Origin of the sequence: Paenibacillus sp. VMFN-D1 (genome assembly GCF_003386155.1) — a bacterium.
Taxonomy (GTDB): Bacteria; Bacillota; Bacilli; order Paenibacillales; family Paenibacillaceae; genus Paenibacillus_AQ; species Paenibacillus_AQ favisporus.
Map to the genome: position 1 here is coordinate 151,822 of NZ_QRDU01000006.1, position 19,822 is coordinate 171,643.

19 protein-coding genes are annotated in these 19,822 nt (G+C 55.1%); 12 read left to right on the forward strand and 7 right to left on the reverse strand.

What is annotated here, in order from left to right; translation table 11 throughout:
• Nucleotides 1-644 precede the first annotated feature (644 nt).
• Together C7820_RS29345 and C7820_RS29350 are read left to right on the forward strand one after the other, a co-directional pair.
• Nucleotides 645-1,292 carry a GntR family transcriptional regulator gene (locus tag C7820_RS29345; RefSeq protein WP_076173642.1) on the forward strand — a complete coding sequence of 216 codons (648 nt, stop codon included), beginning with the start codon at nucleotides 645-647 and terminating at the stop codon, nucleotides 1,290-1,292.
• 46 nt (nucleotides 1,293-1,338) lie between these two features.
• Nucleotides 1,339-2,508 carry a helix-turn-helix domain-containing protein gene (locus tag C7820_RS29350; protein WP_116234068.1) on the forward strand — a complete coding sequence of 390 codons (1,170 nt, stop codon included), beginning with the start codon at nucleotides 1,339-1,341 and terminating at the stop codon, nucleotides 2,506-2,508.
• A 59-nt stretch (nucleotides 2,509-2,567) separates the two neighbouring features.
• Here C7820_RS29350 and C7820_RS29355 read toward each other — a convergent pair whose 3' ends face one another.
• On the reverse strand, nucleotides 2,568-3,473 hold the full coding sequence (locus tag C7820_RS29355) for an RraA family protein (protein ID WP_116234069.1): 906 nt from the start codon (nucleotides 3,471-3,473) through the stop codon (nucleotides 2,568-2,570).
• A gap of 933 nt (nucleotides 3,474-4,406) precedes the next feature.
• Between C7820_RS29355 and C7820_RS29365 the strand changes: the two genes are divergently transcribed.
• The 4 genes from C7820_RS29365 (at nucleotide 4,407) to C7820_RS29380 (ending at nucleotide 8,748) form a co-directional block, all read left to right on the forward strand.
• A complete protein-coding gene (locus C7820_RS29365) occupies nucleotides 4,407-5,372 on the forward strand; it encodes a carbohydrate ABC transporter permease (protein ID WP_374954734.1) in 966 nt (321 codons plus the stop codon).
• Nucleotides 5,373-5,425: 53 nt separating this feature from the next.
• Nucleotides 5,426-6,196 carry a carbohydrate ABC transporter permease gene (locus tag C7820_RS29370; protein WP_116234251.1) on the forward strand — a complete coding sequence of 257 codons (771 nt, stop codon included), beginning with the start codon at nucleotides 5,426-5,428 and terminating at the stop codon, nucleotides 6,194-6,196.
• Between the two features lie 64 nt (nucleotides 6,197-6,260).
• Complete coding sequence (locus C7820_RS29375) at nucleotides 6,261-7,538, forward strand: ABC transporter substrate-binding protein (RefSeq protein WP_258875568.1); 1,278 nt, start codon at nucleotides 6,261-6,263, stop codon at nucleotides 7,536-7,538.
• A gap of 226 nt (nucleotides 7,539-7,764) precedes the next feature.
• Nucleotides 7,765-8,748: a mannonate dehydratase gene (locus C7820_RS29380; protein ID WP_089548502.1), complete on the forward strand. Its 984-nt coding sequence runs from the start codon at nucleotides 7,765-7,767 to the stop codon at nucleotides 8,746-8,748.
• Between the two features lie 227 nt (nucleotides 8,749-8,975).
• Here C7820_RS29380 and C7820_RS29385 read toward each other — a convergent pair whose 3' ends face one another.
• The 4 genes from C7820_RS29385 to C7820_RS29400 all read right to left on the reverse strand — a co-directional run bounded on the left by C7820_RS29385 (nucleotide 8,976) and on the right by C7820_RS29400 (nucleotide 13,480).
• Complete coding sequence (locus tag C7820_RS29385) at nucleotides 8,976-10,364, reverse strand: mandelate racemase/muconate lactonizing enzyme family protein (protein ID WP_116234071.1); 1,389 nt, start codon at nucleotides 10,362-10,364, stop codon at nucleotides 8,976-8,978.
• Between the two features lie 28 nt (nucleotides 10,365-10,392).
• A complete protein-coding gene (locus C7820_RS29390; protein ID WP_116234072.1) occupies nucleotides 10,393-11,169 on the reverse strand; it encodes an SDR family NAD(P)-dependent oxidoreductase in 777 nt (258 codons plus the stop codon).
• Nucleotides 11,166-11,963: an SDR family NAD(P)-dependent oxidoreductase gene (locus C7820_RS29395; protein WP_116234073.1), complete on the reverse strand. Its 798-nt coding sequence runs from the start codon at nucleotides 11,961-11,963 to the stop codon at nucleotides 11,166-11,168. The genes C7820_RS29390 and C7820_RS29395 overlap by 4 nt, the downstream gene beginning before the upstream one ends.
• Before the next feature lie 314 nt (nucleotides 11,964-12,277).
• The gene (locus C7820_RS29400) at nucleotides 12,278-13,480 is read right to left on the reverse strand and encodes a MalY/PatB family protein (protein WP_116234074.1); all 1,203 of its coding nucleotides are present in this window, start codon (nucleotides 13,478-13,480) and stop codon (nucleotides 12,278-12,280) included.
• Nucleotides 13,481-13,651: 171 nt separating this feature from the next.
• On the opposite strand from C7820_RS29400, the gene C7820_RS29405 reads away from it, so the two are divergent.
• From C7820_RS29405 to C7820_RS29420, 4 genes are all read left to right on the forward strand, one after another.
• Nucleotides 13,652-14,284 (forward strand): TraX family protein, encoded by a 633-nt coding sequence (locus C7820_RS29405; protein ID WP_116234075.1) that lies wholly within the window; start codon nucleotides 13,652-13,654, stop codon nucleotides 14,282-14,284.
• Nucleotides 14,285-14,388: 104 nt separating this feature from the next.
• Nucleotides 14,389-14,847, forward strand: coding sequence for a DoxX family protein (locus tag C7820_RS29410; RefSeq protein ID WP_116234253.1), 459 nt, complete (start codon nucleotides 14,389-14,391; stop codon nucleotides 14,845-14,847).
• Between the two features lie 32 nt (nucleotides 14,848-14,879).
• Nucleotides 14,880-15,500: a TetR/AcrR family transcriptional regulator gene (locus C7820_RS29415; RefSeq protein ID WP_116234076.1), complete on the forward strand. Its 621-nt coding sequence runs from the start codon at nucleotides 14,880-14,882 to the stop codon at nucleotides 15,498-15,500.
• Nucleotides 15,497-15,958 (forward strand): DUF2269 family protein, encoded by a 462-nt coding sequence (locus C7820_RS29420; protein WP_116234077.1) that lies wholly within the window; start codon nucleotides 15,497-15,499, stop codon nucleotides 15,956-15,958. The genes C7820_RS29415 and C7820_RS29420 overlap by 4 nt, the downstream gene beginning before the upstream one ends.
• 238 nt (nucleotides 15,959-16,196) lie before the next feature.
• Here the strand turns inward: C7820_RS29420 and C7820_RS29425 are convergent, their stop codons facing one another.
• Nucleotides 16,197-16,577: a hypothetical protein gene (locus C7820_RS29425; RefSeq protein ID WP_258875570.1), complete on the reverse strand. Its 381-nt coding sequence runs from the start codon at nucleotides 16,575-16,577 to the stop codon at nucleotides 16,197-16,199.
• 134 nt (nucleotides 16,578-16,711) lie between these two features.
• Between C7820_RS29425 and C7820_RS29430 the strand changes: the two genes are divergently transcribed.
• On the forward strand, nucleotides 16,712-18,085 hold the full coding sequence (locus C7820_RS29430; RefSeq protein ID WP_116234079.1) for an N-acyl-D-glucosamine 2-epimerase: 1,374 nt from the start codon (nucleotides 16,712-16,714) through the stop codon (nucleotides 18,083-18,085).
• 81 nt (nucleotides 18,086-18,166) lie between these two features.
• Here C7820_RS29430 and C7820_RS29435 read toward each other — a convergent pair whose 3' ends face one another.
• Nucleotides 18,167-18,910, reverse strand: a complete 744-nt coding sequence (locus tag C7820_RS29435; RefSeq protein WP_116234080.1) for an SDR family NAD(P)-dependent oxidoreductase — start codon at nucleotides 18,908-18,910, stop codon at nucleotides 18,167-18,169.
• A gap of 238 nt (nucleotides 18,911-19,148) precedes the next feature.
• Between C7820_RS29435 and C7820_RS29440 the strand changes: the two genes are divergently transcribed.
• A complete protein-coding gene (locus C7820_RS29440; RefSeq protein WP_116234081.1) occupies nucleotides 19,149-19,694 on the forward strand; it encodes a glutathione peroxidase in 546 nt (181 codons plus the stop codon).
• The last annotated feature ends 128 nt before the right edge of the window (nucleotides 19,695-19,822 follow it).

Genomic DNA, 19,822 nt, shown 5'->3' on the forward strand with positions numbered 1-19,822 from the left:
GCTTAAAAGAGCAGCTCCGGGCGGGCCGTATGTGCGATCCGTGAGAATCCGTCAATAGGTATGTAATATATTTGAATGGATTCATGCGTTTCGGCGGACGGCATGCCTGAGCGGAAAGGATTCCGACCGGTTTTAGTTCCTATTCTATATTTCGACAAGTATCCCCGATATTTTCATATCTTTATTTCATAAACCGGCATTTTTTTCTGAAAAAATGAAAGGAAGAACCATTCATTTCCTGTTTTTTTCCTAGATAGGTAAGACGAACTATGCGGAGTACACCGAAAACAGGGTGTATGGCGTTGGTTTTTATTGGAAAACATTCGATTGCCCGATTGGCGGATAGGGCTTGCGGCGGGAAGGGGCAGGGATGGAAGCCCCTCGGAAACAACTTGTCGATATACGCGAAAAGATCATAAAAAATCAAACCCTTTTCGTCAAAATTCTCCGTTGTCAGAAGGCATCTGGCCCCCATATAATGATGGAAACAAATTATCGATAATCGATAATAGCGGGAGGGATGATGGAGCGTAAGTCAGCGAAACTATCGACCGACCGTTTTGAAAACGGTTACTTGACTGCCGTTACGTATGTGTTGGTCAAATCTGCGGTCATGGATGATCGGCGAATGGAGACTGAGAGTCATGTCAAACAGCAGTTACATCCCTTTGGGGAATTCCATCAGCGAACAGATATATTTGACGCTTAAGCGGGAAATTATCGCAGGCGAGCTGCAGCCGGGAACGCGGCTCATCGTGCTGGACATCGCGGGTAAATTTCAGGTCAGTCAGGCGCCTGTGCGCGAAGCACTGGAGAGGATGAAGCAGGAAGGATTAATCAACGGCATTCCGAATAAAGGGTCGGTCGTTTCCAATATTACGTCGAAGGAGATCAGAGATATTTTCGTGCTTCGCGAAATTATTGAGGGTTACGCCGTGCGAACGTCTATGCCAACTTTATCGGAGGATGATTACGAGCAATTGGAAATGATTATCCGGTCGATGGAGGAAGCCGTCGAGCGCGATGACACGCTGGGCATCCTCGAGCTGGATATGGATTTTCACGGATTTTTCTACAAACGCTGCGACAATCAGGCTATTCTGGAGCTCTGGAACCAGATGAGGACGAAGGTGATGCGCTTTATGGCCATCTCCAATCGTCACCACACGACGGATTTGCTGGCCGAGTGGCATCGGCGGCTGATCACCGTCCTCCAGACAGGGGACGGGGACGCGGTTGAGGAGGCTTTTATCGAGCATATGCATGCCTATAAGTTCATCCATATGGACTAGAACCATGCCTCTCGTTCGTTATCCTTTCACAAAGGGGAAATGAAGCATGTTAAATGAACGTTTCTTGTTCGATGACCAGGATGTTATGACTTGGATGAGGGACCGCCTGCTAAGGCACCTCATTTCCGGCAAAGCGAATATGAAGGGGGAACTGAAGGAAAGCCTGTCCCGGCTTCGCCTGAACCCGTACTATACGTTTCCCGCCATTGCGTTATTTGAGCCGACCGCTCCTTATGACCATGAGCATGACCGCTTGGCATATCTTGAGAACATGCGCGCCGATCTTCAGGAGCATGTGCCGGAAGGGAGCGTCGTCTTTCTGGACGAGGAAGGGAGGATCGGACTGCTGTTCTCCTGGGTTTCCAAAGAGGTGTTGGTCCGGGTGCAATCGATGCTTCAACAGCGGTTCCCCCATCCGGTGAACATTGGAGTAGGTAAGCCATGCAGCCACTTGAGCGACATCCATCTCTCTTACCGGCAGGCATCGGCTGCACTGAATAACAAGTTTTACCGCGGGACGGGTCAGATCATCCATTACAGCGAAATCCGCCGGATGGAGCCGGTCGGGCGCTACCCGGCCGAGAAGGAGAGAAAGCTGTACGCCAGCTTCCGCTCGGCCGCTACGGAGGCGGAGATCGCAGAAGCGGTGGACCAGTTTTATGCCGCGCTGCTGGAGAAAGGCCCGATTGACGTGACGAGTATGTATGAGCTGACAATCCGGATGCTGGTCGGTATCGAAAAAAGGGTAATTGCCGACGAAGGGAATGGAGGCGCTTACAAGCCTTTTGAAGCGACGTCGCTGGTGAAGATCGGCACGCTGGATGAACTGAAGCGCTACGTCACCCGGTTTCTGACCGGCCTGTGGGAAGTCTTTTCGCCAACGCTCAAAGAGAGCCATCGCAGCCTTATTAAAAAGACCATCCATTACATGGAGCAGGAATGCCAGTATGCTTCGCTGCAGAGCGTCGCGCAAAAGGTGTTCATTACGCCGACTTATTTGAGCCTGCTCTTCAAGACGAACACCGGCAAGACGTTCATTGAGCACCTGACCGAAATCCGGATCGACAAGGCCAAGGATATGCTGCGGACCACCCATTACAAAAACTATGAGGTTGCCGAAAAGGTCGGATACCAGGATTCCCGCTACTTCAGCCAAATTTTTAAAAAGAAGGTCGGTGTCTCCCCCAGCGAGTACCGGGAGTCGATCTGCAAATAGGCAGCGAAAAAAGGAAGCAGGCCATTCAGCCTGCCTCCTTTTTTCTTGTTGTGAGCCCGCTACAGCCGCACGTCGTTCCGCGGACCGTCGAGCTCGTTTTTCCGGGCTTCCTCAAGCTCGGCCTCCCAGGTCAGATGCCGATACTCGGCGGCAGCCTCGTCGCTCTCAAACCACTGGGTGAAGTCCTCCCACAGCGCCGTGGTCCAGGAGGCGTCGATCTGCGCAGTGGAGTAGACGCCTTCCTTGAGCCGGACGAAGCCAAAGATGTCCCGCACCTGCGATTTCTCCGCCTGCACGGCCGTCAGCTCGGCCAGATGGGGAGGGATGAAGATGACGCCGGCCGGCGTGCCCAGCACCACGTCGCCCGGCAGGCAGATCGCCTTGCCGATCCGGGTCGGCACGTTCATGCCCACCATGGTGACTTCACCGATCGCCGTCGGGTCGCTACCGCGGTAGTAGACGTTGATGTTCTTGATTTCGGACACCTGCTGATTGTCGCGGATGCCGCCCCAGATCACGGCTCCGCCGCGCTTGGTGCGGGTGGAGATGGCCGTCGAGAGGTTGCCGCCGACATAAGTGCCGAGGTGGACCTTGTCGAACATATCGACCACGACGACGTCATCTTCAACCAGGGAATCGATCACCCACTGGTTGAAGAAGCCGCTGCGGCCTTCCTGTTCATGACCGTAGTTCAGCAGCGTCTCGTGCAGATCCGGCCGTTGCGGTACCATGACCGCGGTGACCGCGCGTCCCACCATGACCTGGTCGGGATGCACGATTTTGAAGGCGCCTTCAAACTGGAATTTGTAACCCCGGTGCCAGAGCGGCCCCCACGCTTCCTCCAGCGTAATTTTGCGGATTCTTCTCAGCACGTCTTCGGGCACCTTCGGCCGTCCGTTCTCGAACCGCTCGCCCTTCCACTGCGGCGTCAACTGAATGATATCTTCCGGATTGTCAAATTTCATTCCAAAATCCCTCCTCGATCAATAGATGCTTTCGAACCTAGTGCTTGATTCCATTGTTAAGGACGGATTCCGTTTTGTCGATGCGACTTTCTTTAGATGATCGAATTTATAAATTTTCAGCAGAGCTGATCCATTTGATCATCGCACAGCTTATCTATCTATGACGCTCTCCAGAGCTCAAACCAAACAGCCTTTCTATGACACTTTCCAGAACTCAAACCAAACGGCCTTTCTATGGCACTTTCCAGAGCTCAAACCAAACGGCCTTTCTATGGCACTTTCCAGAGCTCAAACCAAACGGCTTATCTATGACACTCTCCAGAACATAAACCAATCAACTGCTCCCCGGCACTCCGCAAATCTCAAATCAATCGGTCTTTTCTCCGCACTGTCCATTTTGAAATAGCTCTCGTACATTCTCTGTCCTTATCCAATGGACATATTCCTGTTTTGTTTTATAAAAGATGGACACGGCACTATATACTTCTACGGACGATGTGAAAGCAAATTTCTCTACATCTTGTATTAACATGCAGATTCCAACCAATATATGGGACAAGGATGGAGAGCAAAGATAGGGTGCGTTTGTCCACCTTTTGAAAGACAAAATCGCAATCTGTTCGTTGTCAGTGAACAAACTCCTGGAACGATACAAATCTAAGTTGTGTTCGCTATAAGTGAACCAACGCCATTGAAATTTACATCTAAAGTTATTGGCGTTTCGGAGCATTCTCATTTTTACCAGATAAAGTTGTTGGCGTTTCAGAGCATGTCTCATTTTTCCCACCTGAAGTTGAAGGAGCGGGGGAGACGCAGACGGATTTTAAAAAAACAAACATTATCGTAAAATCGTCGCCTTTAATCATGAAACCGCTTTCGAATAAAGTAGTACTACAATCATTTTTCTGATGATGGAATGCAAGAGGGGAGGAAATGAAAAGGATGGTTGCAGAAACGAAAACGACAGCCGAAGCGGAAAAGACCCGACGCGCCGTCCGAAAGCGCGCAAAGACCGGGGACACCCATTTGGCGGGTTACATCTTTATTTCCCCGTGGCTCATCGGCTTTTTGCTGCTTACGCTGTGGCCTATCGCCCAATCGTTTTATTTGTCCTTTACCGACTACTCGCTGCTGGAAGACCCCGTCTGGGTCGGAACCGAAAACTACGTCAACATTTTTACGAATGATTCGACCTTTACCAAATCGCTTAGCGTCACCTTTTTGTTCGTCCTGTTCTCCGTGCCGCTGAAGCTGTTCTTCTCGCTCCTCGTGGCCATGGCGCTGAACCAGAAGTTAAAAGGCATGAACCTGTACCGGACGGCCATATATTTTCCTTCGCTGATCGGCGGAAGCATTGCGGTGGCAGCCCTGTGGCGCAACATGTTCGGCCTCGACGGCTATATCAACCAGGTGCTCGCCTGGTTCGGCATTCAGGGCGTAGGCTGGATTTCCAATCCCGACACTTCGCTTGGCACGCTCATTCTCCTGAACACCTGGCAATTCGGCTCGACGATGGTCATCTTCCTGGCCGGACTGAAGCAGATCCCGCAGGAGCTGTACGAATCCGCAGCCGTGGATGGCGCCGCAAAGATCCGCCGGTTCATCAGCATTACGCTGCCGATGCTGTCTCCCGTCATGTTTTTTAACCTGATCCTCGGTGTCATCGGCTCCTTCCAGACCTTTACCTCCGCGTTTATCATTACGAAGGGCGGTCCGGTCAACTCCACTTACGTGTACGCCTTGTATTTATACGAGAAGGCGTTCAAGCATTACCAGATGGGATATGCCTCGGCGCTGGCCTGGATCCTGCTCGCCATTGTCGCACTCCTGACCATCGTGAACTTCGCCGCATCCCGCTACTGGGTATTCTACGAATCGGAAGGAGGGGGAACGAAGTGAAGCTGAAGTCCAAGGTAACGAATCATCTGTTTCTCTCCTTGTTCTCGCTTCTTATGCTGTACCCGGTCATCTGGTGGGTCGGCGCTTCCCTGAAAAAGACCGAAGAGCTCAGTCTGCCGACGATCTGGCCCAAGACGCCGATGTGGGAAAATTACAGCAAAGGCTGGCATTTCTCCAGCGAGTACACGTTCGCCCACTTCTTCGGCAATTCGCTTCTGATGGAGCTCGGCAACGTCGTTGGAGGGGTGCTGACCGCCGCCATCGTCGCTTACGGCTTCGGCCGGCTGAGCTTCAAGCTGCGGGGCTTCTGGTTTTCCATCCTGCTGCTGACGATGATGCTGCCCGGACAGGTAACGATCGTTCCGCAGTACATCCTCTTTAACAAGCTGGGCCTTGTGGACAGCTACGTGCCGCTGGTGCTGCCGCATTTTTTTGGCGGCGGGGCGTTCTTCATTTTCCTGCTGGTCCAGTTTATCCGGGGCATTCCCCGGGACCTCGACGAGGCGGCGAAAATCGACGGCGCGTCGGTGTACGGCATCTTCCTCCGGATCATTTTCCCGCTGATCAAGCCGGCGCTCATGACGGTCGCGATATTTACCTTTATCTGGAGCTGGGACGATTTCTTCGCGCAGGTGCTGTACATCAGCTCGGTCGAAAAGTTTACGGTTGGCCTGGCGCTGCGGATGTTCATCGACCAGTTCGATATCCAATGGGGACAGCTGCTCGCCATGTCGCTGTTGTCCGTCCTCCCGTCCATGCTTATCTTTTTGTTTGCGCAAAAGCATTTTGTCGAGGGGATTGCGACGACCGGCCTCAAAGGGTAGCTTGGCTGCGTAATAAGATTCCACGAAAAAAATGGCTGATATAAAACGAAAGGGGAAACGGAAGATGATGAACATGAGACGAATGAGCCTTGTCTCTCTCCTGCTGGCGCTGCTCTTCGCGATCACGGCCTGCAGTGGCGGCGGAAAAGGAAGCGGGAGCGGAAAGACGCTGAGCATCATGTGGTGGGGGCCTGACGAGAGGCACGAAGCGACCAAAAAAGCGCTGGATCTGTACACGCAGCAGCATCCGGACGTAAAATTCAAGCCGGAATACATGGCTTGGGACGCCTATTGGCAAAAGCTGCCGACGCTGGCGGCATCGAAAACGATTACCGATGTCCTTCAAATGGACGCCGCCTATTTGCAGGAGTACGTTAGCCGGGGGCAGCTGGAGGATTTGTCCGATATCGACCTGACCGGTATCGTGGATCCCGGCGTCCTCGAGAATTTGAAGATCGGCGGCAAGCTGTACGGCATTCCGCTCAGCCAGAACGCGCAGGGGATCGCCTTCAACAAGGAGGATCTGGCGAAATACGGCATCCCGCTGCCGCATAAAGACTGGACGTACGATGAGTATTTCCAATGGGCGAAGGACGCCCGCGCCAAGCTGCCGGAAGGGAAGTATCCGATCGGCGACACGACGACATGGGACGGCTTCAACTACTACCAGACGGCGATGGGCAAGCCGCCGATCATGGCTGACGGAGGCAAGACGTTCACGCTGGATAAAGACCTGTTCATGAAGTTCTACCAAACCTATGAACAGTTCCGCAAGGACAAAATCGTGCCTCCGGCGGACCAGGCGGCCTCGTTCCTGGAGAACGACCCGCAGGCGGACCCGATGGCTTCCGGCGTCGTCATGACCCGGGGTGCGACGACCGGCTCGGTCAGCGCGCTGGAGCAGCTGATGCCGGGTAAAGTGGGTGTCGTCAATATGCCGACCGGTCCGGCCGGCGGAGGTTGGGCACAGTCGACTATTTTCCTCAGCGTCAGCGCCAATTCGAAGAACAAGGAAGAGGCAAAAAATTTCGTCAAATGGTTCGTGACGGATAAGGATGCGGGAAAAGTGCTCGGACTGACCCGCGGCATTCCGATCAATCCGGAAATTTACAAGGAGCTCGAGCCGAGTTTGGAAGCGAAGGATAAGCTCGGCAAGGAAATTTACGATCAGTCCGTCGACAAAGCGCTGCCGTTCTACTCGCCGGCTCCCGGATTTACGGAATGGGTGGACGCCTACAAGAAAGAGATGGACGCGGTCACGTTCGGCCAGCAGAGCCTGGAGCAGGCCTTTGACAAGATCGACAAGCTCGGCAAGGAGCTGGCAGCCAAAGCAGGAAACTGAGCCGGGGAATCAGCGCCTTTAGGGAAGTGGAGCTCTCGAAAGGCGACCCCTGTTACGATTCTTCCTAATGTTCCGTTGAACCGGAAGCAGCACGGGGCGTGGCAATATCAATCGGCGGGGGACACCGTATGAAAAAGCTTCTCTGTTCGTGAGACGGTGCTGCTGTTATCCTGAATTGATATCCTAATTTTGATGAGTAAGCTAATGAGAAAGAGGTGTTCATTCCATGCAATTGGCGGAATTTTTCTCTTCGCAGCCGAACCGGCTGTGGCATTTGGCGAAGCAGATGAACGTGAACTATGCGGTTGGCGGCCTGCCGTGGGAAGAGAAGTCGGAGAAGCCGTGGGATCTGATGCCGCTGATCCGCATGAAGCAGCGGTACGCCGATTTCGGACTGACGCTGTCCGTCATCGAATCGATGCCGCCGAGCAACAACATCAAGCTCGGGACGCCCGGCCGCGACGAGGAGATCGAGATTTTTCAGCAGTTCATCGTCAACATGGGCGCCGCCGGCATTCCTGTGCTCTGCTACAACTTCATGGCGCAGTTTAACTGGTTCCGCACCTCGACGACAACCCGCACGCGCGGCGGGGCGCTTGTATCAAGCTACGACCACAGCCTGATGGCGGATGCCCCGCTGACGGAGGCCGGCATCGTCACTGAGGCGCAGCTGTGGGAGAACCTGCACTATTTCCTGGAAAAAATCGTGCCCGTCGCCGAATCCGCGCAGGTGAAGCTGGCGCTCCATCCGGACGATCCGCCGATCTCGCCGATCCGCGGCGTGTCGCGGATTCTGACGAGCGCGGCCGCGCTGCAGCGGGCGATCGATCTGGTGCCGAGCGCATACAGCGGCATGACGATGTGTCAGGGAACGCTGGCGACGGCGGGCGAGGACATTCCGGCGGTCATCCGCCAGTTCGCCGGCCAGAAGAAGCTGTTCTTCGTCCACTTCCGCGACGTGAAAGGCACGCCGGAGAAGTTCGAAGAGACCTTCCACGACGACGGCAAGACGGATATGCTCGAAGCGATGAAGACCTATTACGAGGTCGGCTTTGACGGGCCGGCGAGACCGGACCATGTCCCGACGATGGAAGGCGAGGACAATACGAACCCGGGATATGAGCTGCTCGGCCGCCTGTACGGCGTCGGCTATATCACCGGACTGATGGAAGCGGCGGCCAAGATGAGCCGGGCTTCGGTGACGTCTTAAGCTTCGTTCATTTCCAAACAGAAAGATCAATCATTATCAAGGTACGGATCCCTCCTATCCGTGCCTTTTCGTTTTGACGAGGCATGCCTTTCGTCGATAAAGGGGAACAAAAGAAAGGGTGGTCGGTGATCAGCGTCCTTTCACGCGTCTACCTGTCGTCATCCATACGAGAAAAAACCACCCGCACAGCGTTCCTCCGTGCGGGTGGTTCGTATTGCCGCCAGCCGTCAGCTCCACAGCCGGTCGTTGGAATAAAACTTGTTCCACTGGTCGGTCGACTCCCAGATTCCGCCGATCTCCGGGTGGACATGTTCGGCCAGAACCTCGTCGTTCAGATCGTCGATGCCGAGACCGGGCGCGTCCGTCAGCGTGATGTACCCGTTCTGGACGAGTTTATCCGGCAGCCTGCTGCCGATGACGATGTCGTCCCACCAATCCACCTCGCAGGAATGGTATTCGAGCGCAAGGAAGTTTTCGGTCGCGGCGGCGACATGGGCGGCCGCAAGGCAGGCGATCGGACTCTCCGCCATATGGATCGCCATGGCGACGCCGTAGTCCTGGGCCATGTCGCCGATTTTCTTCGTCTCCAGAATGCCGCCGGTAGTCAGGACGTCGGGATGGATAACGGAGACGCCGCCCGCTTCGAGCAGCGGCTTGAAATTCTCCTTCAGATAGATGTCCTCGCCCGTGCAGATCGGAGTGGTGACGGCCCGGGACAGCTGGGCGTACTGCTGCGTGTACTGCCAAGGAATCATGTCTTCCATCCAGGCCAGGTTGAACTTGTCGATGCGCCGGCCCAGCTTGATGCAGTCCTGAAGCCCGATATGGCCGAAATGGTCGATGGCGAGCGGCACCTGGTAGCCGATGACGGAGCGGACGTCCGCAACGTACTGCTCGAGCATGTCGAGTCCTTTTTCCGTGACATGAATGCCGGTTAAGGGGTGGGGGATGTTGTAAATATCGTAGTGACGGTTCGTAATTTCCCGCAGCTCGTCTTCCGACAAACTGTCGAAGTTCTGATTGTAGCGGCGCTTCGACTTTTCCCTCATCTCCTCCAGGAAACCGAGCGGAGCGCTCAGCGTACCCGGCTCATTGATGATCTGTCCGATGCCGAGGTCCATCTTCAGAAAGGTGAAGCCGGCGTCCATCCGTTTCTTCAGCGCTTCGCCCATCGCCTTGCCGGTATCCTTGCCGACGACCTCCGTATCGCAGTACATGCGGATTTTATCGCGGAATTTGCCGCCAAGCATTTGATAGACCGGCACCCCGTAGGCTTTGCCGGCCAGGTCCCACAGCGCGAGCTCGATTCCGCTGACACCGCCGCCCTGGCGGGCATGGCCGCCGAACTGCTTGATCCGCCGGAACAGCTTGTCGATGTTGCAGGGATTTTCGCCGAGCAGCCGGCTCTTCAGCATGAGGGCGTATACTTTGTCCGCGCCGTCACGGACCTCCCCGAAGCCAACGAGCCCCTGGTTGGTATACACCTTGATCAGGCTGCTGTGAAAAGGCCCCCCGACGATATCGGTGAAGCGGATGTCCGTAATTTTCAGCTCCGAGGGTCTCGAAGCGGTGCTTACATGGGCCAACGTTTGCTCGTAAGACTCTTTGTTAATCATGAAATCACTCCCCCTATTGGATGGTTCGTTACAGCAGCATGCTCCCGCCGTCCAGACGGATGGCCGAGCCTGTCAAATATTCGCTTTCGTCCGAGGCGATGAAGGCGGCGAGCCTGGCGACATCGAGCGGGACGCCAACGCGGCCCATCGGGAATTTGGCCAGCTGGCGCTTGCGCCGCTCTTCCAGCTTCTTCTGCGCATCGGGATCGTCCGCTAATATGCGCTCATATTTGCCGACGTCGACGGCTCCCGGCTCGATCATGTTCACCGTGATGCCGTACGGAGCCAGCTCGATAGCGCTCTCCCTTCCAAGCATCCGGATCGCGCCTTTCGTCATCGCGTAGACGGGATCGAAATCGGTCGGCCGCTTCGCATGCACCGAGGAGATGAGAATGATGCGGCCGCCGCCTTTCTGCTTCATGGCCGGAACGACGGCCTGAATGCACTGCCAGTAGCCCTTCACGTTCGTATTCATCATGCGGCTGAATGTCTCTTCATCGTGCTTGAACAGGTCGTAGTTCAGCTGCACGGCGGCATTGTTCACCAGGATGTCGATGCCCCCGCCGCGCTGCTCGACCTCCCTTACCATCGCGATAATCTCGTCCTGCCTGGCGACGTCCGCCTGAACGATGAAGCAGTCCCCGCCGGCCTCGTCGATCCGCCGCTTCGTTTCAAGGGCGCCGGCTTCGCTGCGGTTATAGTGGACCGCTACTCTTGCGCCTCTGCGTGCGAACTCCAGCGCAACTCCCTGGCCGATGCCGGTTCCCGCTCCCGTCACCAGGGCGACTTTGCCTGCCATGCTCATGGCGAATCGCCTCCCTTTGGCCGTTTCATTTTATGGTCCATATAGTGCAGCAGGAAACCGCCGTCCAGCCGGAGATCCGCGCCGTTCAAGTAGCGGGCTTCCGCTGAGGCGAGAAAGCCTGCGGCATGGGCGATATCCTCAGCGCTTCCCAGCTGCCCGCTCGGCACCTTGGTTTCGTAGCTGTGATACAGCGTCGTAAGCCTGCTGCGGAAGCGTTCATCATCGCCTTCTACCGGCCCCGCTTCAATCGTATTGACGCGGATGCCGTGCCGGCCTAGCTCCAGTGCCGCTTCCTTCGCCAGCATTTTGACGGCGCCCTTGGACGCGCTGTAGACAAAGGAAGACCCGGTCGGCTTCTCGGCATGGATCGACGAAACAAAGACGATGCAGCCCGACTGCCTGGATACCATCGCCTTTCCTGCGGCTTGTGCGCACAGAAAGGCGGACTTCGCATTCGCATGCATCACTTCTTGAAACAGCGCCTCCGAACAAGTCTCGACGGAAGCGGGGGCGAGCAGATCGTTATTGTGGACCAGGACGTCCAGTCCGCCGAGCTCCCGCTCCGCGGTCTCGACCAGCCGGTTCGCGTTTGCTCCGACGCTCAGGTCGAGGCTCGCCACGATGACGTTCGAGCCTGCGGTCCGGGCTGCAGCGATATCAGCTGCCGCCTCGGCACCGCCGGATGCGCTGTTCAGCACGAGATGGGCGCCTTCGGCCGAAAAACGCCGGATCATGGCTCTGCCGACAGGAGTGTCTGCGTCCGTGATCAGGACGACTTGTGCAGAATGATTCATAAATCACCTCCGGATAGAGCGGTACTGATGGCTGTCGGTACGTTCAACTTCATCATAAAAGGTTGGCGCTGCCGGCTTCGAGATGTGAATCTTACGATTTTGTTTGATTTTTTTCAAAAGGGGAGGGAAGAGGGGATTGCGAAGCATTCTGAGCGGCGGTTCTAAACCGGAAGCAAGAAAAAAGCGGCGCCCGGAGCGAATGCTGCCCTGTACGGGAAGCCTACGCAAGCCGATTGCCGCTTGTTCGGACCATGCTTTTAGCCTAGTCTAATGCCTAATTTGGGGAAGCGTCACGCTTCTATTACACCGGTTGCTTATACCGGCTGCTGCTGTTGTTGCTGCTGTTCCTTGCGCCATTCCTGGACCGCCTGGTCAAGACGCTTCATCGCTTCCTCGACCAGGGAGCGGGAGCAGGCAATGTTCAGGCGCATGAAGCCTTCGCCTTCCTTGCCAAAAGCCGAACCCTTGTTCAGGGCAAGCTTGGCTTTGTTCAGCAGAAATTGTTCCAGATCGTCGGGCGACAACTGCAGCGCGCGGAAATCGAGCCACATCAAGTACGTCGCTTCAGGTACCCGGGTTTTGATTTCCGGAATATGTTCACCCAGATATTGACTCACATACTCCATGTTCGCTTTCATGTACACCAGCGCTTCATCCAGCCAAGCCTTGCCGTCATTGTAGGCGGCTTGGGTAGCTGCGCTGCCGAGGGTGCTGATCGAATTGACATGATAGAGCTCAAGCGTCTTTTTGAACCGGCGCCGGATGGAATCGTTCGGAATGATGATATTCGAAGTATTCAGCCCGGCAATATTAAACGTTTTGCTCGGCGCAGTACAAATGATGCAGTTCTCCTGAATCTCCTCCGACAAGCTGGCGAACGGAATATGGGTCCCTTCTTCATAAACCAGGTCCGCATGGATTTCGTCGGACACCATCAGAATACCGCGCTCCATGCAGAGCTTCGCAACCGCCTCCAGCTCTTCGCGCCGCCATACTCGGCCGACCGGATTGTGCGGGCTGCACAGGATGAACAGCTTGACCTGATCGTCCAGGCTCTGCTCAAGCGCTTCGAGGTCCATCGTATAATACCCGTCCTGCTCCTTCAGCGGGTTCTGCACCAGCTCCCGGCCGTGATCGGTGACGACGCTGTAAAAAGGAGGGTACACCGGCGTCTGGATGGCAACCTTGTCTCCCGGCTCGGTAAAAGCCTGCACGATGAAGCTGAGGGCGGGCACGACGCCCGGGCAGAAGACGATCCATTCCTTGTCGATGGACCACCGGTGGCGGCTCTTCATCCAGTCCGCGACGGCCTGATTATACGCATCAGACTGCATCGTATAGCCGAATACCCCGTGCTCTACGCGGCTGTTCAGTGCGGAAATGACCGAGTCGGGTGCGGCAAAATCCATGTCGGCTACCCACATCGGAAGGACGTCGGACACGCCGAAAATCCGCTTCAGGTCGTCCCATTTAAAACTATCTGTATTTATACGTTCGATTGGTTGATGAAAGTTCAAGCTGTTCTCCTCCTTGGAAGGTCATTCAAAAGTTCGTCTATCCACGAATATAATCATAACAGATAAAGGCAAGTTTTTGGGTACACATCAGCTTTGAAAACCATCCTGCATCTCAAGTACAATGAACGCATGAGGAACGACGCCTACGGGTTATCCGAAAGGAGGAAGGACATGCAGCTGATCGCCATGCTGACCATGCTGATCGATCATGCAGGGATCGTGTTTTTTCCGGATCAAATTTGGCTGAGGGTGATCGGAAGGATCGCATTTCCGATTTACGCCTATGCACTCGTACAGGGACATTATTTTACCCGAAGCCGGACCAAATATTTATTCAGGCTGTTTATACTGGCGCTGCTCTCCCAAATTCCATACCAGCTGGCTCTGGACCCGGACGGGCTGAACGTGGTCGTCACGCTGTTCGTGGCAGCCGCCGTCCTGCAAATTCTGGAGCGCAATCTGTCCATGGCGGCCAAAGCCGGGATCGTTCTGGCTTTTTGCGTTCTGATGGAAGGGTTCCCGTTTGATTACGGAGCATACGGCCTGCTGCTGGTGATTGCCTTCCGGTATGCTTCCTCCGAGAAACTGCTGGGTGCCCATCTGCTGCTGAACATACTGTATTTGATAGCATTCGGAGCAGGGGCTGTTCTGCAGATGCTGAGCATCGTACCGACCCTGGTGATTGTATACGGGCGTTATTTATGGAAAAAGATCGAGCAGGCCAGAGTTAGGGCATGGGTGTGGCGGTCGTTTTATCCGCTGCATCTGACCGTGCTGGCTGTGCTGCAGCGGCTGGATGCTTAATGCACCAGCCTTTTTTTGTTGAAAATATTTACAGCCACCCTATTTACAAACCGATGGTCGGTATTTATAATGGAGCTAACAAAACAAGGGAAAAGGTGAGGGAAATGGCTCCTTTGATTGGATTAATCGTTTCGCTGTTAGGGTTTCGCTTGATGGGATGGCTTGGCTGGGAGTATATGAATGACTGGATCATCAGTCTGCGCTTTGCGGTAGCCGTCATGTTTTTGCTGACCGCATCGGCCCATTGGGGCAAACGCCGCGCGGAGCTGGTCGCCATGGTACCGCCGCGGTTCGCGCAACCGGGCGCGCTGGTTACGCTGACGGGTTGGCTGGAAATCGCCGGCGCCGTCGGCATGATGATTCCGATTATGGCCGAGGCGGCTTCCACCGGGCTCGCGCTGATGCTGCTGGCCATGTTTCCGGCCAATGTATACGCGGCGAATAACCGTCTGACTCTGGACGGCAGAGCGGTGATGCCGCTTGTCCCGCGAACCGTGCTGCAGGTCGTTTTTTTGGCTGCCGTACTCGCTGCGGGGTGGATCCCGCCGGGAGCATGGGCATGACGGATTGGAACTAAATCAGGAGGAGGATGGAGATGAAACAGGAAGAAAGACGCGAGCAGACGATGAAACTGCTGCTGGATACAACCGAGGAGCTCATTTTGGAGAAGGGCTGCACCAAGACGACGCTCAGCGATATTATGGCAAGAACCGGCTTGTCCAAAGGAGCCATATTCCATTATGTATCCGGCAAGGATGAACTATTCGTGAAGGTGCTTGAGGCTAAGCTGGAAGAGACGAATACGAGCTTCATGGACGCGGTAGATGCCCCTGCAGTAAAGGAATTCGACGGGCCGATGAATGCAATCGCGCAGAGCCTGCCCAAGCTGGAGAGCCGGGAAGATGTGAGCAATCTCATCATGATGTATTTGATCGGGAAAAGCGATCAGCCGGAAGCGGCCGGCATCGTCGCGGACTTTTACCGGCAGGCGGTCGCCACGTCCAAGAAGTGGATCGTCACAGGCCAGGAGTCCGGAGTCATCCCTTCATCGGTCAATGCCGACCAGGCGGCGGAGCTGTTTGAGCTGCTCTCCTTCGGGCTGCGGATGCGCAGCCTGATCGGAGTTCGCAGCACAGGGTTCGGCATTCAGGAGTTTTCGGAGCTGATTATGCGGACGCTGCGGCCGGACCGTCAAGGAGGTGCTCCGACGTCATGACGCTGCTCCTGTTCCTGCATATCGCCGGAAGCGTGCTTTTCTTGGGCAATATCATTACGGCTGCTTTTTGGAAAGTCCGCGCCGACGTTCGGGGCGATGCCGCGGAGATTCACCGCACCGTGAACAACGTGATGCTCGCCGATTATGCGTTTACGCTGCCCGGGCTGTTGCTCTTGATCGTCACCGGGAGCCTGATGGCCGCCAAAGGCGGCTATTCGCTGGCAGGTCTGAACTGGCTCACGGCTTCGCTAATCCTGTTCGGGATCACCGGCGTGCTGTGGCTGGCCGTATTAATCCCGCTGCAGCGGGGAATGATCCGGCTCAGCCGGCAGGCGCTCGAAAACGGGACGATCTCCGCAGCTTACAAGAAGTTGTCGGCGTATTGGGCGGTTTTCGGAATTCTTGCCACCTTGCTGCCGCTTTTTATATTGTACTTCATGGTCAGCAAGCCTTTTTAAAATGAGGCGCAAACGACCGGCCGTTAAGTATAACGGCCGGTTTTTGGTTTGCCGATAAGGGGAGACAAGAGGCCGTCGCCAGCAGCTGCAGGGTCCGCAAAAATGAGGGTATAGGTGCGGTTTTTATGGAAAGAAATAGAGCATACCTTAAATAAAACGCCAACATGGCTGGGCAGAACCCAAAGCGCAGTGTCTGGGCATTTTCCGGTTCAAAGATGTACAATAAGGGAAGCGCGGATCAGACCGGAAAGATTCCTTCGACTTGATTCAGGGGAAATAAAATTCGGGATGGCGATTTCCCTTTGGCCTGCACCTCGATGAAGTCGGAGCCGATAAGCACCAGCTTCATGTTGGAAAAGGCTTTGCCGGACTGGAATACCGTCCGGATTCCGACGCGGCGGAACACTGCCGGCTGCTTGACGTCAAAGACGCGGATGGTCTGCAGGCTGAGCGGAACGAACAGCTCCCCCTGTACACGGATAAAGCTGCTTTTATACACATGTTGCAGCCGCCCCGGCTCCAGACCCAGGCCTGCGCCGTTGATTTCAACCAGATGCCCGGTGAATTTGGCAAGACGCTCCTGCAGGGTTATATTTCTTTTAAACTTCGTGAGCAGCACTTGGATCCCTCCGATGAACGTTTACTGCATTGTATGCCCTGAACTGGGCGGGTGCTTCGATTTTTTGAAGAGAATCACAGGCCGTTTTACACGGGTAAACCAAAGACGGCTTTAGATTTGCGAAAGGAGGAACCATGAACGAGAGCAGGGTGATATCAAGACCATGGGCGCTGGAAGGGCCCAGCATTCAAATCGACCCGCTGTTTCCTTATTATGCGGACCGCTCCGCCGAGAGCATCGCCGAAGAGATCGAGCTGTCCGGCTACCGGACGGTGCATTATTTTGTCGTGAACGAGAGCAGGGTCCGAACGGACATCATTGAGGCTTTTCACGCCCGGGATATTGCCGTATGGGCGCTTGTAATCGGGAACGGAACGTTCGCTACCGATCATCTCCCCCGGGACTGGCGTTCCTGGAGGATGGGGCTGCTGAAGGAGCAGAATGACGGCTTTGAGCGGTTTTCCCCGTTCTCGGCATCTTACGTGGAATGGAAAAAGGAAGCAGTCGCCCGGGTCGTCAGGGAGCATCCGTTTGACGGGATCGAGATCGCCGAGCCCTATTTTCCGGAATGGGACGGCATCCGCAGAGGGGTATACGGCGACGTCGGCCCCCATGCGAAGCAAGCGTTCCGGGACAAGTACGGCCATGATATTCCCGAATTTCTGAACAAACGGGCGGCTAACTATTATAAAAAGATACCTGACATCTACGGCAAATGGATTACTTTCCGCGTGGACGCCGTGAACGGACTCATCGATGAAATTATTAACGGCAGCGGAGGCGCAAGAAGTGTCCGCCCGGATATTGCCGTGGCGACCTGGTCGCTGGCGGTTGACGGCGGAGCGGTATCCACCCTCCGGCTGAAGGAATGGCAGGGGCTTGATGCGATCTCGATGATCGGGAAGGTCCGGCCGGATATGCACGTGCTTCAAACCCACTGGCCGGACTGGATGAAGCGCCATTTGCCGCCGCAGTACGCGGGCGGATACGAGAGCTTCGCCGCACCGATCCGGGCCGCCTATCCCGGACTTCCCCTTGGCATTCAGGCCGACATCGGCTCCCGGAGCAGCATGGTGAAGAACCGGCGCTGGCTCAATGATTTCCAGAACACGGTTTACGAGCTCGGCTACGATACGTGGATGGCGTACGAATACCATCTCGGCGGGTATATGTATGACGAACCGCCTGTCCCTGTGAAAGCCGTCATGCGCGGAGAACAAGAACTGACGGTTTCGTTCAACAAACGGATTGATCCGGATACGCTGGGAACGGTGCTGTTCTTTGCGGAGGAGAACACGGAGGCCGGGCCTCTTGCCGGCATCACCATCGAGCAGAGGGCCGTCGACGGTAACCGTTTATGGCTGCGGGTGAGCGGGCTTCCCCGGCGGCCTGTACTGGTCGAGGTCAGCGGGATGCGGGATACGCCGGGACTATGGCATGTGAAAGGCAAAAAGTCTGGTGAAACCCCGATCGGCCAGAGACTGAAAGTAGAGCAGGATCGTGGGTAATAGAGGAAGCTGAGCATGAAAAAAAGCGTCCCGGCGGCAGCGATGCCGCCGAGGACGCTTCTTTTATATTTTCCGTAAGCATTATTGGGCGGTATATCCGCCGTCTACCATCAGGCTCGTTCCGACCACGAACGAAGAGTCGTCGCTGGCCAGGAACAGGACGGATTTGGCCACCTCTTCCGCGGTGCCGAGCCGGCCGATCGGATGCAGCTCCACGAGGTGCTGCTTGGCTTCCGGCGGAAGCGCCTTTAGCAGCGGCGTATCGATATAACCCGGGCAGACGGCATTCACCCGGATGCCGTGTTTGGCATATTCAATGCCGAGCGTCTGGGTGAGCAGGACGACGCCGCCTTTGGCGGAGCCGTAAGCGGTAACTCCCGCCTTGGCCGCATGGCCGTGGATCGAAGCGGAATTGATGATCGCACCCCCGGTGCCCTGTCTCAGCATTTGGACCACGGCGTGTTTATCCGACAGGAAGACGCCTGTCAGATTGACGTCGATCGTGCGCTGCCATTTGTCCAGCGACAGCTGATCGGCTGGCTCATCGTTGGCCACGCCCGCATTGGCAAACATAATGTCCAGTTTTCCGTATTCCTGCACGGTCCGTTCCACCAGCGCCTGGACTTCCTCCTCCTTGGTCACATCCACCCGGACGTAGATCGAGTCGTACCCTTTTTCTTTCAAATGGTCGGATACTTCCTGTCCTGCTTCCGAGCGGTCGGCCACGACGACCTTGGCGCCTTCCTGGGCAAACAGACGCGCGGTGGCTTGTCCGATCCCGCTGGCACCGCCCGTAATGATCGCTACTTTACCGGAAAGTTTCATAATTCGCGTCACTCCTTCTCACAGCAATTGTCCGTATCCGTCACCGGAATCGGGTTCATCTTTGTTAATTTACCCAATTTTCTGAAAATATTAGCCGACGCTTTCGAGATATCGTGCGAATAAAATGCCGCGAACGGAGCAAAAGAGCTTGCTTTCCGGAAAAGATGGTGGTACATTCGATATATAAATTGTTTACAATTTAATTTTATAAAATATAATTTAAGTGGAGGATGGGACCATGAGTATTTATTCTTTTACAGCAAACAGCATTCGCGGCGCGGAAAAAGAACTTTCGGAATATAAGGGGGACGTGCTTCTCATTGTGAACACGGCGAGCAAATGCGGGTTCACCCCGCAGTATGCTGACCTGCAGAAGTTGTACGAGAAATACAGTGACAAGGGATTCAAGGTGCTTGGATTTCCAAGCAACCAGTTCGCCGAGCAGGAGCCTGGAAGCAATGAGGAAGTCGATACGTTCTGCCAAATTAACTATGGTGTGAGCTTCCCGATGTTTGAGAAGGTGGACGTGCGCGGAGAAGACAAGCATCCGCTGTTTGCTTACTTGACGGAGCAGGCTCCGTTTAAGGGGATTAGCACGGACAATTCCGAAGGGAAAATGCTGCAATCGTTCCTTGAGAAGGAACAGCCCGAGCTGCTGGAGGGCGACGATATCAAGTGGAACTTCACCAAGTTCCTGATCGACCGGGAAGGACGGGTGGTGGAGCGGTTTGAGACACCGGTCGGTCCGCTGGAGCTGGAATCGGCCATTGATGCGCTGATCTAAAACACTAACGATTGTTAGCGGCTATCCATTCCAGTGGCGGCGCGAAACGGCCATTTGGATAGAATTGCCTTGAATTTTAATGTATTCTGAAGGTAATTTTCAGGTGTTTTTAAGAAAACTCTCATATA

Excerpts from the sequence above, each read along its gene's own strand:
- C7820_RS29365 (WP_374954734.1), top strand. The coding sequence starts at position 4,407 with ATGAAAAGGATGGTTGCAGAAACGAAAACGACAGCCGAAGCGGAAAAG.
- C7820_RS29435 (WP_116234080.1), bottom strand. The coding sequence starts at position 18,910 with ATGAAACTTTCCGGTAAAGTAGCGATCATTACGGGCGGTGCCAGCGGG.
- C7820_RS29375 (WP_258875568.1), top strand. The coding sequence starts at position 6,261 with ATGATGAACATGAGACGAATGAGCCTTGTCTCTCTCCTGCTGGCGCTG.
- C7820_RS29355 (WP_116234069.1), bottom strand. The coding sequence starts at position 3,473 with ATGAAATTTGACAATCCGGAAGATATCATTCAGTTGACGCCGCAGTGG.
- C7820_RS29395 (WP_116234073.1), bottom strand. The coding sequence starts at position 11,963 with ATGAATCATTCTGCACAAGTCGTCCTGATCACGGACGCAGACACTCCT.
- C7820_RS29350 (WP_116234068.1), top strand. The coding sequence starts at position 1,339 with ATGTTAAATGAACGTTTCTTGTTCGATGACCAGGATGTTATGACTTGG.
- C7820_RS29390 (WP_116234072.1), bottom strand. The coding sequence starts at position 11,169 with ATGAGCATGGCAGGCAAAGTCGCCCTGGTGACGGGAGCGGGAACCGGC.
- C7820_RS29370 (WP_116234251.1), top strand. The coding sequence starts at position 5,426 with ATGCTGTACCCGGTCATCTGGTGGGTCGGCGCTTCCCTGAAAAAGACC.
- C7820_RS29420 (WP_116234077.1), top strand. The coding sequence starts at position 15,497 with ATGACGCTGCTCCTGTTCCTGCATATCGCCGGAAGCGTGCTTTTCTTG.
- C7820_RS29380 (WP_089548502.1), top strand. The coding sequence starts at position 7,765 with ATGCAATTGGCGGAATTTTTCTCTTCGCAGCCGAACCGGCTGTGGCAT.
- C7820_RS29385 (WP_116234071.1), bottom strand. The coding sequence starts at position 10,364 with ATGATTAACAAAGAGTCTTACGAGCAAACGTTGGCCCATGTAAGCACC.
- C7820_RS29430 (WP_116234079.1), top strand. The coding sequence starts at position 16,712 with ATGAACGAGAGCAGGGTGATATCAAGACCATGGGCGCTGGAAGGGCCC.
- C7820_RS29415 (WP_116234076.1), top strand. The coding sequence starts at position 14,880 with ATGAAACAGGAAGAAAGACGCGAGCAGACGATGAAACTGCTGCTGGAT.
- C7820_RS29345 (WP_076173642.1), top strand. The coding sequence starts at position 645 with ATGTCAAACAGCAGTTACATCCCTTTGGGGAATTCCATCAGCGAACAG.
- C7820_RS29405 (WP_116234075.1), top strand. The coding sequence starts at position 13,652 with ATGCAGCTGATCGCCATGCTGACCATGCTGATCGATCATGCAGGGATC.
- C7820_RS29410 (WP_116234253.1), top strand. The coding sequence starts at position 14,389 with ATGGCTCCTTTGATTGGATTAATCGTTTCGCTGTTAGGGTTTCGCTTG.
- C7820_RS29440 (WP_116234081.1), top strand. The coding sequence starts at position 19,149 with ATGAGTATTTATTCTTTTACAGCAAACAGCATTCGCGGCGCGGAAAAA.